The organism is Geoglobus sp., assembly GCF_054018175.1.
On sequence record NZ_JBPLZQ010000016.1, the window covers coordinates 13225 to 28655 of the forward strand.

Below are 15431 nucleotides of genomic sequence, written 5' to 3' on the forward strand. Positions count from 1 at the left end.
ATATATTTTTGCCGCTCGATTCACCTGTCCCTCAACACACCCGAATTTCGCAGGAACTCCCTGACCCTCTCGGAGTAGATCCAGCCCTCCTCGAGTCTGGCAACCAGGTCAATTATCCTGTCAAGCTCACGAAATATCTTCCCTTTCAGTTCCACGTCATCAACATGCATCTCGACAAGGCCGTGTATGACCGTCACGGGATTCCTGATTCCGTCAACGAGAGTTGCGAATTTTTCGATGTTCTCGTCGATCTGCGCCCTCGCGACCTCGATCTCCGTCGTGTCCACGAGCGAGAGCACGTAAAGAGACTCGTTCTCTATTGCTGTCAGCGCTGCGAGGCACTCCCTCCTCTGCCCGTCAGCTCTAACGACATAGGTCCTGAATATCTGAACCGCCCTTTTTCCATGAGATTTTGCTTGCTCACATGCTTTCCAGAGCCTCTCCCTTTCACGATCGTCGAGAAAATCTGTGAGAGTCATGTTCTCAGCTGAGCCGGCCCCAATTCCCATCAGTCTCTCTGCGTGGTTGTTGGCATACCTGATCCTCGCCTCACCGTCAATCACGACTATCGCTGTTCCCGTTGACTCCACGAGGGCCCTGTACAGTCTGTCCAGCTCGTCCCTCTTCACCTCGGTCCTGATCTTAGATATCGCGTATGAGACGTTGTCTGCGAGGTGCTGAAGCAGCTCCACTTCCTTCGCGTCGAACGCGTGTGGTTCAAACGCATACACGTTCAGACTTCCGTAAACTGTGCTGCCCTGCCTGAGTGGGAGTGCGATCGACGACCTGAACCCCCACCTGAGTGCGGTCTCCCTCCACGGGCCATATCCCTCGTCTGCAGACGCGTTCCTGACCACCTGCGGAGTTCCAGTCCTTATTGCAGTACCAGTCGGACCCCTGCCCGTTTCACTGTCGTCCCACGTGACCCTTATGCTCTCTACGTAATCGCTGCTGTTGTAGTGCGCTACAGCTCTTACCGTGCCGTCGCTCTCCGCATACCCTATCCACGCGTAGGCATATCCACCTTCATCCACGACGATCCTGCAGACCTCCCGGAGCAGGTTCATTTCGTCGTCGATTTTCAAAATCACCTCATTCACGAGACTTAGAACCTTCAGAGCCCTTGAAATTCTCTCCCTCTCGTCGATCTCAGATTGCAACACTCTTGAATACGTGCCGATTATCCTCTTGAGCATCCTCGTCTCGAACTGAAGCAGGACGGGTGCGAGCGAGACATACATAGTGGGGTTCGACTTTTTGATGACCCTTATCAGCTCCTCAAGACCCTCAAGAAATGTCACCGGGTGCTTGCTCCTCCTCAGGAACTCCTCGACAAAGCTCTCGTCAATCCCGGATACCACCTCATCGACGGTCTTGTTTCCAGAGACGAGCTCCAGCAGAACGGCCCTTACGTTATCCCTCACAATCTCCTCGAAGCCATCTGGAAGGATACTCTTCATGTTCCGGTACCAGGTTTCGACTATTCTATCCACGTCTCTCCCGGGCATTTACAGAATCTCTGCAATCGCAAACATTTTAACGTTTTCTCCGTAAATCAGATCGTTACGTATTTCTACCCCCGGCACACTGCACATAACCACAGACGGGATGGGGGCGCTGACTGCAAGGATCACGGGGTGAGTGACGTGATAGCTATCCTCTCGGGAGGGACCGGAACTCCAAAGCTTCTCGCTGGAATGAAGGACATCTACCAGGACTTCTCGGTAATCGTGAACACCGCAGAAGACGTCTGGGTTTCAGGAAACAGGATTTGCCCGGACGTGGACTCGGTGATCTATGCACTGGCGGGGATCATTGACGAGGACAGGTGGTGGGGGGTAAGGGGTGACACGTTTCTCACCCACGAGAGGCTGAAGTCCCTGGGGTTCGACGAGGGGATGATGATAGGCGACCTCGACAGGGCAACGCACATCCTCAGATCTGAGATGCTCAGGAGGGGGATGAACCTCAGAGAGGCAGTGGACGTGGTAAGGAGAGCACACGGTGTCAGACAGGAGGTCTTACCCATGTGCGAGGAGGACGTGTCCACGTACATCCTAACCGACGAGGGGGAGATGCACTTCCAGGAGTTCTGGGTGAAGAGGAGGGGTGAGCCAGAGGTAAAGGGCCTGCACATAAGGGGCATCGAAGACGCGAAGCCGGCAGATGGTGTGATAGACGCGATCAGCAGCAGCCGTGCCGTGATCATAGGGCCGAGCAATCCGGTCACGAGCATAAACCCCATACTGATGGTGAGGGGGATCAGAGAGGCGATCGAGAGGAAAAAGGTCATTGCAGTATCCCCAGTAATCGGAAAGTCTCCGGTAAGCGGCCCGGCCGGAAAGTTCCTCAGAGCACTCGGGTATGATATCAGCCCGAAGGGTGTGCTGGACTTTTACGGCGGGCTGATAGACGTGTTCGTCGTGCACGAAGGAGATGCGTTCAGCCACCCGGACTGCGAGATAGTCGAAACAGACACGGTGATGAAGACGAGAGAAGATGCGAAAAGACTTTCGGAGTTCATTCTTGAACTTCTTTGAAGTACTTCTCAAGTATCTTCTTCTGCCCCCTCCTGAGAATCTCCGACAGTGTTGAGGACGCTATGCCGAAGTGCTCGGCTATCTCTTCGAGCCTTATTTTCTTGGGGTAATCGAAGTAACCCTTCTCAAGAGCGTATCTGAGGATTTCCTCCTCCCTGTACGTGGTTCCGGTCTTCGAGGGCCTGCCCTTGTATAGGATGTCAAAGTCCACACCGTACTCCTCGAGCTTCGACATGAGCCTCTTGAACGAGTCGTCATCGCATATCACGTCCCACACGATCTCCCCATCGCTTATGTCTGCCTTCCTCAGTATGCAGCCCGACTGAACTATTGGCAGTGCGACCATGCACGTGTGCTCCTTTATCAGCACCTTCGCCTCGTCCCTGGATAGAAGGACGGTGTCGCACATCTCGGGAAGATGCTCCACAGCGTGGCTGACGTTCTTTCCCTTGACCTGAAACAGTCCCTTGATCGTCTCACCAACGTCGGTCAGACCCTCGACCTTTGTTATAACATCCCGCATGGCCGCGATGAGTCCGAGGGCACAGTTTTCCGGAAGCCTGGTTTTTATCTGAAGCTCAATCACGGTAGTCTGATCGGCAACTGTGTTAATTTATGTTTCCATTTCATCCCTTTCCGGGCGCTCTGACCAAAACGTTTAAAAACACATTCAAAACTAAGGGAGTTCAGCCATTGTGCCCGGGTGGTGTAGCCAGGCCTAACATGCGGGCCTGTCGAGCCCGCGCCTCGGGTTCAAATCCCGGCCCGGGCGCTAATCTCATCACTCACACACTAACACCACTTTTCAAACGTCGGCGTCTCTGAAAACCTCCGACCACTTGGTTGGTGGAAGTGCTTTAACCACATCCTGCCAGTCTGAGAGACAGGGTTGTAAAAAAGGCTCAACCCATGGACATTCACGAAGCCCACATGGAACAAACGCAAAAAAGCACCAATTCCAAGAAAAGGGCAGAAGAAAGCTCAGAATGACTGTGTGGTTTTCAAGGGAGAACTACGAATTCCTGAAGGAAAACTACGATGGCAGGATTTCTGAGATAATGAACGCCTTTGCAACCTTTTTGAGGACTGGAAACGTTACAGAAGTTTCAGTTTTAAGAATTGGATGTTATGAGTGGGTCCGGCCGGATTCGAACCGGCGACCTCCTGCGTGTGAGGCAGGCGTCATAACCACTAGACCACGGACCCTCAAAAGCTGAGAAATGTCTGGGTTTATGATTTTTATGGTTTCCTCAGTCAAATTCAGCTGACAATTTTATCATATTTCGCGTTATGTATTCGTTAAAATTGAAAGGTTTAAGAGGCATCGATGCCTGCGAATCCACTCTGGCGGGCAGGTTGTTCAGGTGGCATTGAAGGCCACATTTGTGGCTGCCAGGACAGGAAGACTGGCGAGCATCGCACGGCAAAGGTTAAAAAGTCCCGTAACTGAATAAATATTCAGATGCCACGCAGAAAGCGGAAGAGGTTCGTGGAGCTGAGCTTCCACGAGAGGGGTGGAGAGGTCGTGATGTTCCCAGACGAGGCAGAGGCCGTGAGGCTCGTGGACGTGCTGGGAATGAGCCAGAAGATGGCCGCAGAGCTTATGGGGGTTTCTCAGCCGACGATAAGCCGATTGCTGCTGCAGGCGAGAAGAAAGCTTGGAATAGCGATGCTCGAATCTCGAAAGATAAGAATTGAGTTTGACGACAGCTTCATAGCCGTGAGAAGGTGCAGAAAGTGCTTTAAACCTGTGGAGAGGTGCGGGTGCGAGGATGGCGGTTAAGAGGGACAAGGCTCTTGAGAAGAGAATAGCGCGGGAGAGGATAGATTTTCTGCTCAACCTCGCTGACAAAACCAAGTTCCAGGATTACGGGCTTTCGAGAAGGTACGTGGAGCTCGCGGTAAGGATCGCAAAGAAGTACAGAATAAGGCTGAAAAAGAAAAAGCTCAGGTTCTGCAGGAAGTGTCTTCACCCGTACAGGCACGACAGAATGAGGGTTAGGGTGAGCAGGGGCGTCGTGAGGATTACGTGCCTGAACTGCGGAAGTGTGAGGAGGTTCAGAATAAAGTAGTCAGTCCTTAAAGCTTTTTAGGCTGTAGAGCACCCTCAGCTCCTCAACCCACTTCAGCTCTCTGGCCCTGTCTGCTATGCCCTCTATCGTCTCCCTGTTCACCGCGTGAATCATGAAGTAAACCGGGTAGTTCCAGTTTTCCGGCACCTCCCTCTGGACCAGGTGTGTTATCTCGGGAATGTTCTTCAGAAGCTGTCTGGCAACCTCCTCCGGCCTTTCGGTTCTTATCAGGTTCATTCCGTTCTCCTTAAATCCAGCTCTGTGACCGTTCAGAACGGCGTAGAAGTCCCTGACGACCCTTTTCTCCACGAGCTCAGCTATCAGATCTGCAAGTTCGCCTTCAGAGTATCCGTATTTTTCTGCGAAATTCCTGAACGGTCTCTCCTCCACCGGAAAGTTCCTCTCCATATCTCTCAGCATTTCCGCGCTCACGCCGAGCTCCTCCACACCCGGAACCTCCCTCTCGCTCTCGATTCTCGTGCTGTAGGACACGCCCCTGTAGAGATCGTACTTCACGTCCATCTTGTAAACCCTCACGCTGGGCAGGACGACGTAGTTCTCCACCCCGCACTCCTCCATCAGTGCTCTCGTCCTCTCAAAGAGCTCCTCCCTGCTGGGAGCCTTTATGGTGAACCATATGTTGTAGACATCGTGCTCTCTCAGAAAGTTGTGCTTCACGCCCCTTTCAGCATTTATCCTCCTTACTACAATTTCGAGGTTGTCCCTCACCTCCGCACCGACGAGCGCGGCATGGCTTATCGCCCTGAACGCCCTGTAGTTGAGCTGAGGCCCGACCTTCTTAACCACGCCTGTCTGCAGGTACTCTCCGAGTTTTTCGATGACGTACTCAACAGGTCTGTCAAGCTTCTCCGCGAGGTCTTTGAAGGGAGTCTCGGTAATGGGCATTTCGTACTGGGCCTTCATCAGGAGTTCCTTGTCCAACGCCATCACCTCAGAAGTTTATCTTAACCACGCTATCGTCAACCTTCCTCCTGCCCTCTAAATAGTCCTTCAGGAACTTCAACGCAAACTCCTCAGCCTCCTCGACCCTGCCCTCTCTGACAAGGCTCCTGAACTCCTCGTCGCTGCTGACCGCAAAGTACATCTTCATTCTCACGCCAACGGGAACGTTGTTCTCCTTCATGTACTTCTTGAGGAAGTCCATCGCCCTGAGCAGGTTTTTAATTTCGCTGTCCTCCTCGAGAATCCTCCTGAACCTGTCCCTGACAGCTCTCGCGACCACTCCGCTCTTTCCCTCTGTGGTAACTGCGAACTTTATGCCCTCCACCTCTCCGTCGAAAGGCACAAACACCTCGGTCCTTTCCGCATCGTTGGCGAGGTTGACGAGTGCTCCGTGCTTTCTGGCAAGCTCCATCACCACATCGTTTATGCCAACATCCGGGATTGCTACAGTTACGAGGTCGCACCATCTTATGTGCTCCTCGAGAGTTCTGACGTCTCTCGCGTCACCCTTAACGAGCTCGACGCCCATCTCCTCCAGCTCTTTGCTGAAATCAAGGCTCAAAACCCTCACATTTGCTCCGGCGCTCAAAAACTTCCTGGCCCTGCTCGTTCCAACTCCACCTCCACCGATCACCAGAACGTTCTTGCCAGAAAACTCGATGTAAAGCGGAATTCTCATTCAATCACCGGAAGGGAGAAAGAGGACAAAATTAATAAAATTAACCCCTGAGAACCTCGAGAGCTTCTCTCCAGCTCCTATTTTCGTGAACGATCATTGATATTGCCTTAGTCATCAGCGTGGGGTTTTCGGCCTGAAAGACGTTCCTCCCTATCGCAACACCCCTCGCGCCGGCATCCATGGCCATCTCGACCATTCTCAGAATGTCCTCGTCGGAGTTCATCCTCTCTCCGCCAGCAACGACCACGGGGACGGGGGAGCCGTCAACAACCCTTTTGAACGACTCCACGCTGCCCGTGAAGTTGGTTTTAATTATGTCGGCCCCGAGCTCCACACCGACCCTCACGGCGAGGCTCACGGCTTTAACGTCGAACTGATTTATCCCGTCCCCTCTCGGGTACATCATCGCCAGAAGTGGCATCCCCCACTCCCTGCAATCCCTGCTTATTTTTCCGAGCTTCATCAGCTGCTCCGCCTCGGTCTTGCTTCCGATGTTTATGTGCACGCTGACGGCATCTGCCCCAAGCTTTATTGCCTCCTCCACAGTCGCAACGAGGACCTTCTCATTTGGATCTGGTGAGAGCATTGTTGATGCCGAGAGGTGAAGAATCAGGCCAACATCCTTCCCGTACCCCCTGTGTCCGAACGCCACCACTCCCTTGTGCACCACAACAGCATTCGCCCCTCCTTCGGCAACCGCGTTTATCGTCCTTCTCAGGTCAATTATGCCGTCTATCGGCCCCATGCTCACACCGTGATCCAGGGGAACTATCACCGTATTCCCGCTGTCCCTGTTTATTATCCTCTCCAGCCTGATCCTCTTCCCAATCTCCATACCACCACCTTGTCACTATGAGACAAAGAGACACAGTATCAATGTTATATAAGCGTTTCGGCACGTGCGAAACATTAAAGTCAATGATTAAACATTTTGGAAACATGTACAGGGGTCTCGCTGTGATCTTCGGCTTTTACTTTCTGGGCGAATACATCGCGAAAACCGCAAACCTCACAATTCCGGGAAGCGTTCTCGGAATGATTCTCCTCGCAGCGGCTCTTTTTTCAGGGGTCGTGAAGGCCGAATGGGTTGAGCGAGAGGCGGAGTTCTTCGTCAGACACATGAGCATACTGTTCGTCCCACCGGGAGCGGGAGTGATACTCTACCTTGACCTCATCAGGTCAGAACTCCTGCCCATTGTCACCGCGCTGATTCTGAGCTTCTTCGCAACGCTGATCATAACCGCGAAAACGGTGGAGGTGCTGAGATGAACCCCTTTGGAATTTTCATCACTCTCGCCCTCTACTACGCTTTCACGGAGATCTACTCGAAAAAGAGGGTGTTTCTCCTGAATCCGGTTTTGCTTACGATACTGAGCATTGTGGCGATCCTGCTGTTCTCTGGAATAAGCTACGATTACTACAACGACAGCGCCCGCATACTTACTTTCCTTCTCGGCCCGGCTGTCGTGAGCCTTGCGGTTCCACTTTACAGACAGAGGGAGTACATCCACCGGTATTCGAGGCAGATATTCGCCGGAATCGTGGTTGGGGGTATCGTGGCAATAGTCAGCGCGGTCGCCATCGTGACAGTTCTGGGTGGGAGCGAAGTTGTGGCGAGAAGCATCGCCCCCAAGAGTATAACAACGGCGATAGCGATAGGTGTTAGCGAGAAGATATCCGGAATTCCACCTCTAACAGCGGTGCTCGTCATATTAACAGGAATAATGGGAAACGCGGTTGGTGTGGAGGTGATGAATGCCGTAAAAATAAATGACAGGGTTGCGAGGGGGCTCGCGATGGGCGTGACAGCTCACGGTCTCGGAACGGCGAGGATCATCCTCGACGACGAGGTCAGTGGAGCGGTCAGCGGACTCGGTATGGCCCTCAACGGAATATTCACATCCGTCATTCTGCCGTTTCTGGCGATCGTTCTCTTTTAGAGTTTTTCGAGCTCTTTCTTTATTGCGTTTTTCAGTTTCTCCGCGATTGCCCTGCCGTCCACCTTTCCGCGGAACTCCTTCATCACGAGGCCCATGAGGGGTTTGAAAGCACCCTCCCCCCTCTCGGCTATGAGGTCTCTCTTCTCCCTCACGATTTTTTCTATGAAGTCGTCGAGGTCGTGGGATGGCTGGAGCCTCGACAGTATCTCTTCCTCGTCCAGCTTCTCCTCAGTGAGTATTTTCAGCACCTCCTCCGCCCCCTCCTTGGCTATCCTGCCGTCGCGTATGAGTGAGAGGACGAGCCTGAAATCGCTTTCCTCAAGCCTGTCAACGTCGAAACCCTCCTTCTTCAGCTGGGATGGTATGAGATGCAGTACCCTGGCAGTTACGCTTGCCCCAACACTCCCGGCAAACTCCTCGAATATTCCCGAATACCTCGGATCGGCCATGATCATCGCGAGGTCCCGGGAAAGGCCGTAGTCCTCCGCGTACCTCTTCGCTCTTTCCTCTATCAGCTCCGGAGTGTCGACGTTCTTCATCTCGTCGTCTATCCTGACTGGAGGGACGTCGGTCTCGGGATACATCCTCGCCGCCCCCGGCAGAGGTCTGAGGTAGGACGTGGTCCCGTCCTCGTTTGCTCTCCTCGTTTCCTCGGGAACGCCGACAAGACAGTACTCTGCCCTTTCAATTATTCTCTGCAGCGCATTTCTGACCCTCTGCTCGTCTCCGGAGGCTATGACGACCGCATCGCTCTCTCCTGCACCAACAGCACTCTTCAGACTGCGCACCTCTTCCTCGCTTATTCCGTAGGCCGGAAGCTCGTCTGTGTGGAATATCCCGCCAAGCCCGAACGTCTTGGCAATGTCAGCAAACTCAGTTCCAAGTCTCCTCCCGGGCTGAATCTCCATGCCCACGATTCCGGCAAAACCGCTGAGCTTTATCGCCATTATTGCCTTTGCTCTCTTAAGAATCTTGGATTTCGTGTTCTTGAAGACCTCCCTCACGTCGAATATCTCCTCACAAACGCTCGCGTTCCTCCTCCTGAGCTCATCTCTTATCCTCAGCAGGTTAACCTGCCTGATCACCTCGTACTCCACAATTCTGTCGAGAATGTCCACATCCTGCACGCCCTTTATCTCGACCCTCGCACCGTCCCTTATCGAAATGTTGACGTCCTGCCTTATCGTTCCGAGGCCCCTCTTGACCTTCCCCGTGCTCCTCAAAATCATGCCAAGCTTCCTGGCAACTTTCCTTGCAAGCTCCGGCGAGTCGATATCCGGCTCAGTTCCAATCTCGACCAGCGGAATTCCGAGCCTGTCCAGAGAGTACACCACCTCTCCCTTTCTCTCCTCAACTTTTCTCGCCGCCTCCTCCTCAATGCAGAGCGTCGCAACTCCTATCCTCCTCCCGTCCACCTCAACGTATCCGTCGAATGCGAGCAAGGCCGTTCTCTGAAAGCCCGTGGTGTTGCTGCCATCTATTACGATCTTCCTCATCACGTGCAGCTCGTCAACGAGCTCCATGTTCAGCATTTTGGCTATCTGAATCCCCACAAGCAGCGCCTCTCTGTTGATCTCTGTCGGAGGTTCTTCGTCTGCCTCCACAAGGCAGGTCGTGTCGTAAAATTTGTAAACGAATTTTCTGCTTCTCATTACCTCCTCCCTCGCGGCCCTGTCCTCCGTACCGAGCTCGCTTCTCTTCAACCTCAGATACCTGAAGAACTCGAAGTCCGAGTCCTCAGTTTCCCTCAAATCTGTGGGACATCTGCAGAAGAGCTTGTGCCTTGTGTCGAGCTGCTGGTGAATTTCTATACCAACCCTGAGTCCGAGATCAGCGTAATTCATCAGACTCAAAGACCTCTGGCAGGTATTAAGGTTTTCTGTGGAGCATCTCCCCGGGTAACCTGCCCGTGCCCGCTCACGGGAAATGATTTATAGTTTCACGGGAAGTGAGAGCATGGTCGAAATCGTCTCCGGGGGAATAAGGGCGAGCTACGAGGTGCGTGGGGAGAGAGGCGTTCTCCTCTGCCCACCCCACCCGCTGATGGGGGGAAACAGGTTTGACGTGAGGCTCGAGCGCATCAGCTCGGCCCTTCACAAGTCGGGCTTCTCAACCCTGAGGTTCGACTACAGGCAGCCATTCAGGAACGGCACCGGTGAGGTGGAGGATGCGAGGTACATGCTGCTCTACCTCAGGGAGAGGCACGATTTCGTCGGAGTGGTTGGGTATTCGTTCGGAGCTGTCGTCGCGAGCAACATAGCTGATGAGAGCGATGCCCTCGTGCTGATTTCGCCGCTGAAAAAGCTGCACGAGATAGAGCTTAAAGACAGCAGCGTTCCAAAGCTCGTGGTCTACGCGAGCCATGACGAGATCGTGAGCGCTGAAGAGTCAAGGGAAATAGTCGAGATGATGAGCGAACCGAAGAAGGTTGTGGAGCTCGAAACCGATCACTTCTACACCGGGAAGATGGACGTTCTCTCCTCTGCTGTGAGCGAGTTTTTGAGATCCCTCTGAGGCACGCTTGAAGAAACATTTATATCTCTGCCAGAGCACAATACAATTATTGTGATGAGGGAATTCTCACGGTCACAGGGTGGAGAGTTCAGCTTAGACCTGCTTGTGGGCCTGTCAATATTCCTAATGTCATTTCTCGTTGTCTCCCAGATCATAGCGGGAATGTTTGGAGACGTGAGAAGCGAGATATCGCTGTCTCACGAGGCATACAAGGTTTCCGTAATGCTATCTGAGATGCCGGGGAGGTGGAGCAACGGTACAAAGAACGGTACTGACTGGGAGTACAACTGGTTTAGGGCAGATACCGTGTTCCTCCCCGGACTCGCCGTAAAGCCCTGCGAGCTGAGCTACAACAAAATTGTGGAGTTCAGAAACGCAACCGAGAGTGATTACGAGACGGTGAAGATGCTCCTCGGCCTCAAAACTCCCGACAGCAACTACGAGTTCCACGTCAGCCTCGAAACGCTGAACTCAACCCCCTTCAATAGAGAGCTCGTTCTGGACACCTCAGGTGTGCCACTCCTCGACGTTGGAATGGACATTCCGGAGGTCCAGCTCGCCAGGTTCGAGAGGATAGTGTGGATCGACAACAGCTCGGCCATCCTGAACCCCATGGTCGTGGCTGGGAGGAGCGCGATGAAGCTGGTGGTGGTCGTATGGTGAGGGGGCAGATGATGACCCTCGAGGGGATCATGGGGGCAGTACTGCTCATACTCGTAACCTACACGCTCTTTCAGAGCTCCCTTGTGGTCTCTCCCCTCTGGAGCGAGTTCAGCGATGCACAGATGAAGCAGAAGGCATACGACGCCCTCAGATTGCTTGACGGAGATCCAGGCCTGAACGACAGCCTGAAGGGGATGCTCACCAGACTCAACGGAACGTTCAAACCAGACGAGGACTTCATAACGTCCCTCGACAGGATAATCCGGCCTGCCAACTACAGACTGGAGATATACTGGGTGAACGGCAGCAGGATCGAGTCTGCCGTGCTCGTGGACAACAGGCCAACGCCAGAAGCAGTTGCGGCGAGCAGGTTTGTGGTGCTGAATAACGGAGATCTCAGCCCGGATTCTCCGTTCTACAGGCCCGGAGAGAAGAGTTACTCCCCAATAGTCGTTGAGGTGAGGCTGATAGTATGGAGGGCATGAACGACAGGGGGCAGATGATAATTCTCTTCGCCCTCGTCGTTTCGGGAATAATCATAGCTCTCTCGATCATCCACACCCAGAACCTCCTGGCGGGAATGGAGAGCTCGAGAGCGATAATGGTGTTTCCCAAGGAGGAGGTCAGAAACCTGAGGGACATAGTGGAAAACGACTTTACCCGGCACATGAACCTAAGGAAGTACGAGTTTGACGAGTACACCTACAACGTCAGCAGGGACATCAGGCTTCTGTACGCTCAGAAGGGGGCGTATGCGGACATATCGGTCTTTGCGAGCTACCCCTCCGAACTGACCGACACAGTGTCGTACTTCAACGTCAGGATAACCTACATCGGTGGGGGGGTGGAGTACAACGACACCACGCTGTGCAGGCAGGAGGGGTGCATATGAACTCGAAAGGGGTGTCAATTCTTGTTGAGTACCTGATACTCATGTCGATAATAGCCCTGTTCATCGCCGTAATGTCCCTCCAGCTAAACAACCAGCTCAAGGACATTCAGCTCGGGAAGGTGATGGAGAACCAGTTTTCAGACATCTCCGCAGAAATATCGTCACAGATAGTCGACATAATGACAATCGCACCGAGCAACGGGTACGTGAAGGCCAGAATATACATGCCCGACAAAATTGGTGACAGGAGCTACACTGCGGGCTTCAAAAACGAGAGCGGATATAGCTACATTTATATCGAGTCAGACGACGGAAAGTACCAGAAGTACCTCGGCCTCGGAGCGACCACCCTTTACTTCCAGCCCCAGGGATTCACCCATAGCCTTTCGGAAGAGCACACCATAGAGTACAGCAGAAAGTCGGTCGTCTTTCCAAGCGCAGTTCTGATACTCAGGCCCGCGATAGTCTTTGCCAACGAGACGACTACCGGCGAAACCACGATCGACGTCACCAAGTCATCCGCTTACGGTTGGTGGAACTGGAAGATCAGGCTCTGGAATGGGACTGAGATAAGTGGAGACATGAGCAACGCTACCTACACCCTCGTGGTGAGGTGGGACGAGACTGAATTCAGCAACTACTGCTACTACGACTCGCCCAACGTAACGGCCTACTGCAACCTCACGCTGACTGTCAGCGATCTGACATACGGCCTGAACGACACGGACACGGCAACGCTCGTGATAACCAAGAACGAGTCCACGAACCCTGACCTGTACATAAGGAAGTTCGTCGTCCCGCCACAGGTCTCTCCGGGAGAGCCGTTTCAGATACACATCTACCTGCAGGGCAGAGGGTTCCTCACTGAAAACAGAAGCACCGTGCTATCCGTCGTCCACGTCATAGACACATCGGGAAGCATGGACGGGCAGACCAAGTACGAATCATTCTCGGGATATGTTGTGCCGGAGATGTGGAATGTCCAGCTCGACATAAATTCGTCGTTCCTCGGCAAGCCAATATGGATCTGGGTGTACACGGACGATTCTGCGAGTCTGTCACCCTGGTGGGACGGCCTCGACAGAGACGACGCGTTCGTCATGAGGGTCCAGCAGGCTGACGGAGATGTCTGGTATGCCAATGGTGAACTGGGCACACTCGATGGAAGGTACTTTTACGACTCATACGTTAGCTCGAGCGAAATTGGTGCGTGGAACCTGAGCGTGCTCGTTGCCGTGCCTGAGAATCAGGTTCCGGTGAGAATAGACGTTTACAGATACGACGGCTACTGGAACCTGGTTTACTCCACATCCACGCTGTACAAGGCGAATTACAGCAGCGAGAACGTGACACTTCCGGCGAATTACACGAGGAATGACGAATACGAGTACCTCGCGATAAAGCTGGCGTCCCAGTACACCGGGGACTTTCTGGCCTGGGTCAAATCCCCCTCAGTTTACCCGCCGGACTTCTGTTATTACTACTACACCCAGACTTACTGTCTCGAGAACCCTGCCCCAGCCCAGACGTACACGTACTACGTCGTACCGTATGCGTTCGACGCATCACTTTATGAGGGTGACGCAAGTATCCAGAAGCTCGACTCCGCAAGGATAGCCTCGATAACCTTTGACCACATACTCGAAAGCAGCGACTACGTCGGTCTGGTCGACTATAACTACTACGCCGTAAAGCATGCGGTTAACACGTCCGGCCTGCTGACATACCTGACCACCAACAAGACGGTGGTCGACGAGGAGATCAAGGACCTCAGCCCGTCGGGAGCTACCAACATTTACCACGCACTGAACCAGTCCAAGGAAGTCCTGCTCGAAAACACGACCCTGATCTCCGGAACGAAACCGCTGATAATTCTGATGAGCGACGGACAGCCAACGTGGGGAAGCTACCTATGGGACCCCTCAGACCCCTACAACGACCCGAGGTGTGATGGCTCGTCATACTGCACCGACGCGGCAAACAGGGCAATAGACGAGGCAAACACCATCAAGAACACCTACATTGGAAGCGAGAACATAACGATATGCACGATTGCGTTCGGGTACGATGCCAACACGGCATTCCTGCAGGAAATCGCAAGCTCAAAACCGGACGGGAGCAAGTGCTTCTACACGGCGACGAACTACCAGGAGCTCGTCAACGCGTACAAAGACATATCCAAGACCTTCAAGCTGTCCGCGAAGAACGTTACGATAACAGATGTAATTCCGAACAACCTCCAGCTTGTGGGCACACCAACACTCACGGTCAGCGGGAACGCAACTGCCGGAACTCCCGTAGTCTTTCAGCTTCCGAATGGTACGGCTGTTCAGGTCAACATCTCCGAAGTCTACATAAACGATGAAATCGAACTCGTATTCCAGGCACTTGCCAACAAGCCCGGGGAGTACGAGCTTGACGTGTACGGGCTAAGCAACGTGACCTACGAACCCTACCCGTTCACGGGGGCCATCAAGGTTTACAACCTCTCGGTCATTCCGGGGAGGGTGTCCACAGTAGAGGGTGCAGTGGTGGAGATAAAATGAGCTCCGAAGTTGTTGGGACAATAATAATCATGTTCATCGTAACCACCACGGTGGGGATGCTCTTCATTTCCTCCCAGCCGGTGCTGTTTCAGGGCAAGGAGTCCCTCAGGGAGAGAGACGCATACTTCACCATGCTCGACGTCAATGAAAAGATAAACCAGGTGCGATTTGGAATGGAGCCAACCGCCACAATAAGAATTCACTTCAACGGCTACTCAGCATCCTTCAGGAACGAGCCCATAATAACCGTGAACGGCACCCCCTACAACGTCTCCTCAATCGTGTTCTACGGGAACGGCTGGGAAATAGCGATGGAGAACGGGGCGATAATTGGAAAGTGGGGCGGCAGGGGGGACATGCTGTCTGCACCTCCGATCTACCTAACCGGAGACACACTGACTATGCCGATAATATCATTCAACGGGTCGATCTCCGCAGGGGGTGGTGGGTACGTCACCCTGAAGATTACGCTGGAGAACGTCAGCCGTATAAAAACCGGTCCGGCCGAGATAAGGATAAAAAGCAGCAACTACCTTCTGTGGGAGGACTACTTCAAGAGCATGAATCTGAGCCCGTATGTTGACGGCGACGAGGTCGTGCTGCAGGTCAGGGATTCGTACAT

General features: G+C 53.3%; 17 protein-coding genes and 2 tRNA genes. 12 read left to right on the plus strand and 7 right to left on the minus strand.

What is annotated here, in order from left to right:
• Positions 1 to 20: 20 nt before the first annotated feature.
• On the minus strand, positions 21 to 1508 hold the full coding sequence (locus tag ACXJJC_RS01145) for a GAF domain-containing protein (protein WP_456368735.1): 1488 nt from the start codon (positions 1506 to 1508) through the stop codon (positions 21 to 23).
• Positions 1509 to 1646: 138 nt separating this feature from the next.
• Here ACXJJC_RS01145 and cofD point away from each other — a divergent pair, with 138 nt between their 5' ends.
• A complete protein-coding gene (cofD, locus tag ACXJJC_RS01150) occupies positions 1647 to 2540 on the plus strand; it encodes a 2-phospho-L-lactate transferase (protein ID WP_456368737.1) in 894 nt (297 codons plus the stop codon).
• Here cofD and ACXJJC_RS01155 read toward each other — a convergent pair.
• Complete coding sequence (locus tag ACXJJC_RS01155) at positions 2521 to 3126, minus strand: helix-turn-helix domain-containing protein (RefSeq protein ID WP_456368739.1); 606 nt, start codon at positions 3124 to 3126, stop codon at positions 2521 to 2523. The two genes, cofD and ACXJJC_RS01155, sit on opposite strands and share 20 nt — an antisense overlap.
• Before the next feature lie 111 nt (positions 3127 to 3237).
• Between ACXJJC_RS01155 and ACXJJC_RS01160 the strand changes: the two genes are divergently transcribed.
• Positions 3238 to 3312, plus strand: a tRNA-Asp gene (locus tag ACXJJC_RS01160).
• A gap of 361 nt (positions 3313 to 3673) precedes the next feature.
• Here ACXJJC_RS01160 and ACXJJC_RS01165 read toward each other — a convergent pair.
• Positions 3674 to 3746 (minus strand) — tRNA-Val (locus tag ACXJJC_RS01165).
• 256 nt (positions 3747 to 4002) lie between these two features.
• On the opposite strand from ACXJJC_RS01165, the gene ACXJJC_RS01170 reads away from it, so the two are divergent.
• Positions 4003 to 4323: a DUF134 domain-containing protein gene (locus ACXJJC_RS01170; protein WP_456368741.1), complete on the plus strand. Its 321-nt coding sequence runs from the start codon at positions 4003 to 4005 to the stop codon at positions 4321 to 4323.
• Positions 4313 to 4612 (plus strand): ribonuclease P Rpr2/Rpp21/SNM1 subunit family protein, encoded by a 300-nt coding sequence (locus ACXJJC_RS01175; RefSeq protein ID WP_456368743.1) that lies wholly within the window; start codon positions 4313 to 4315, stop codon positions 4610 to 4612. The genes ACXJJC_RS01170 and ACXJJC_RS01175 overlap by 11 nt, the downstream gene beginning before the upstream one ends.
• On the opposite strand, the gene ACXJJC_RS01180 is transcribed toward ACXJJC_RS01175, so the two are convergent.
• Genes ACXJJC_RS01180 through ACXJJC_RS01190 form a run of 3 tightly spaced genes read right to left on the minus strand, consistent with a single transcriptional unit; the run spans position 4613 to position 7089 of the window.
• A complete protein-coding gene (locus tag ACXJJC_RS01180) occupies positions 4613 to 5560 on the minus strand; it encodes an Lrp/AsnC family transcriptional regulator (protein ID WP_456368745.1) in 948 nt (315 codons plus the stop codon).
• 4 nt (positions 5561 to 5564) lie between these two features.
• Positions 5565 to 6254 carry a precorrin-2 dehydrogenase/sirohydrochlorin ferrochelatase family protein gene (locus ACXJJC_RS01185; RefSeq protein WP_456368747.1) on the minus strand — a complete coding sequence of 230 codons (690 nt, stop codon included), beginning with the start codon at positions 6252 to 6254 and terminating at the stop codon, positions 5565 to 5567.
• 40 nt (positions 6255 to 6294) lie between these two features.
• A complete protein-coding gene (locus ACXJJC_RS01190) occupies positions 6295 to 7089 on the minus strand; it encodes a 2-amino-3,7-dideoxy-D-threo-hept-6-ulosonate synthase (protein ID WP_456368749.1) in 795 nt (264 codons plus the stop codon).
• A gap of 104 nt (positions 7090 to 7193) precedes the next feature.
• On the opposite strand from ACXJJC_RS01190, the gene ACXJJC_RS01195 reads away from it, so the two are divergent.
• The gene (locus tag ACXJJC_RS01195) at positions 7194 to 7523 is read left to right on the plus strand and encodes a CidA/LrgA family protein (RefSeq protein WP_456368751.1); all 330 of its coding nucleotides are present in this window, start codon (positions 7194 to 7196) and stop codon (positions 7521 to 7523) included.
• A complete protein-coding gene (locus ACXJJC_RS01200) occupies positions 7520 to 8194 on the plus strand; it encodes a CidB/LrgB family autolysis modulator (protein ID WP_456368753.1) in 675 nt (224 codons plus the stop codon). The genes ACXJJC_RS01195 and ACXJJC_RS01200 overlap by 4 nt, the downstream gene beginning before the upstream one ends.
• On the opposite strand, the gene gatE is transcribed toward ACXJJC_RS01200, so the two are convergent.
• Positions 8191 to 10038: a Glu-tRNA(Gln) amidotransferase subunit GatE gene (gene gatE, locus ACXJJC_RS01205; protein WP_456368755.1), complete on the minus strand. Its 1848-nt coding sequence runs from the start codon at positions 10036 to 10038 to the stop codon at positions 8191 to 8193. The two genes, ACXJJC_RS01200 and gatE, sit on opposite strands and share 4 nt — an antisense overlap.
• A gap of 112 nt (positions 10039 to 10150) precedes the next feature.
• Here gatE and ACXJJC_RS01210 point away from each other — a divergent pair, with 112 nt between their 5' ends.
• The 6 genes from ACXJJC_RS01210 to ACXJJC_RS01235 form a co-directional block, all read left to right on the plus strand.
• Positions 10151 to 10708, plus strand: a complete 558-nt coding sequence (locus ACXJJC_RS01210; RefSeq protein ID WP_456368757.1) for an alpha/beta hydrolase — start codon at positions 10151 to 10153, stop codon at positions 10706 to 10708.
• A gap of 51 nt (positions 10709 to 10759) precedes the next feature.
• Entirely contained in the window at positions 10760 to 11371 is a 612-nt protein-coding gene (locus tag ACXJJC_RS01215; protein ID WP_456368759.1) for a hypothetical protein, read from the plus strand.
• The gene (locus ACXJJC_RS01220) at positions 11365 to 11856 is read left to right on the plus strand and encodes a DUF7288 family protein (protein ID WP_456368761.1); all 492 of its coding nucleotides are present in this window, start codon (positions 11365 to 11367) and stop codon (positions 11854 to 11856) included. Before ACXJJC_RS01215 ends, ACXJJC_RS01220 begins: the two co-directional genes overlap by 7 nt.
• A complete protein-coding gene (locus ACXJJC_RS01225) occupies positions 11844 to 12263 on the plus strand; it encodes a hypothetical protein (RefSeq protein WP_456368763.1) in 420 nt (139 codons plus the stop codon). Before ACXJJC_RS01220 ends, ACXJJC_RS01225 begins: the two co-directional genes overlap by 13 nt.
• Complete coding sequence (locus ACXJJC_RS01230; RefSeq protein WP_456368765.1) at positions 12260 to 14809, plus strand: vWA domain-containing protein; 2550 nt, start codon at positions 12260 to 12262, stop codon at positions 14807 to 14809. Before ACXJJC_RS01225 ends, ACXJJC_RS01230 begins: the two co-directional genes overlap by 4 nt.
• Positions 14806 to 15431: DUF7289 family protein (locus ACXJJC_RS01235; protein WP_456368767.1), on the plus strand; the 626-nt coding region annotated here is incomplete at its 3' end. The genes ACXJJC_RS01230 and ACXJJC_RS01235, both read left to right, overlap by 4 nt.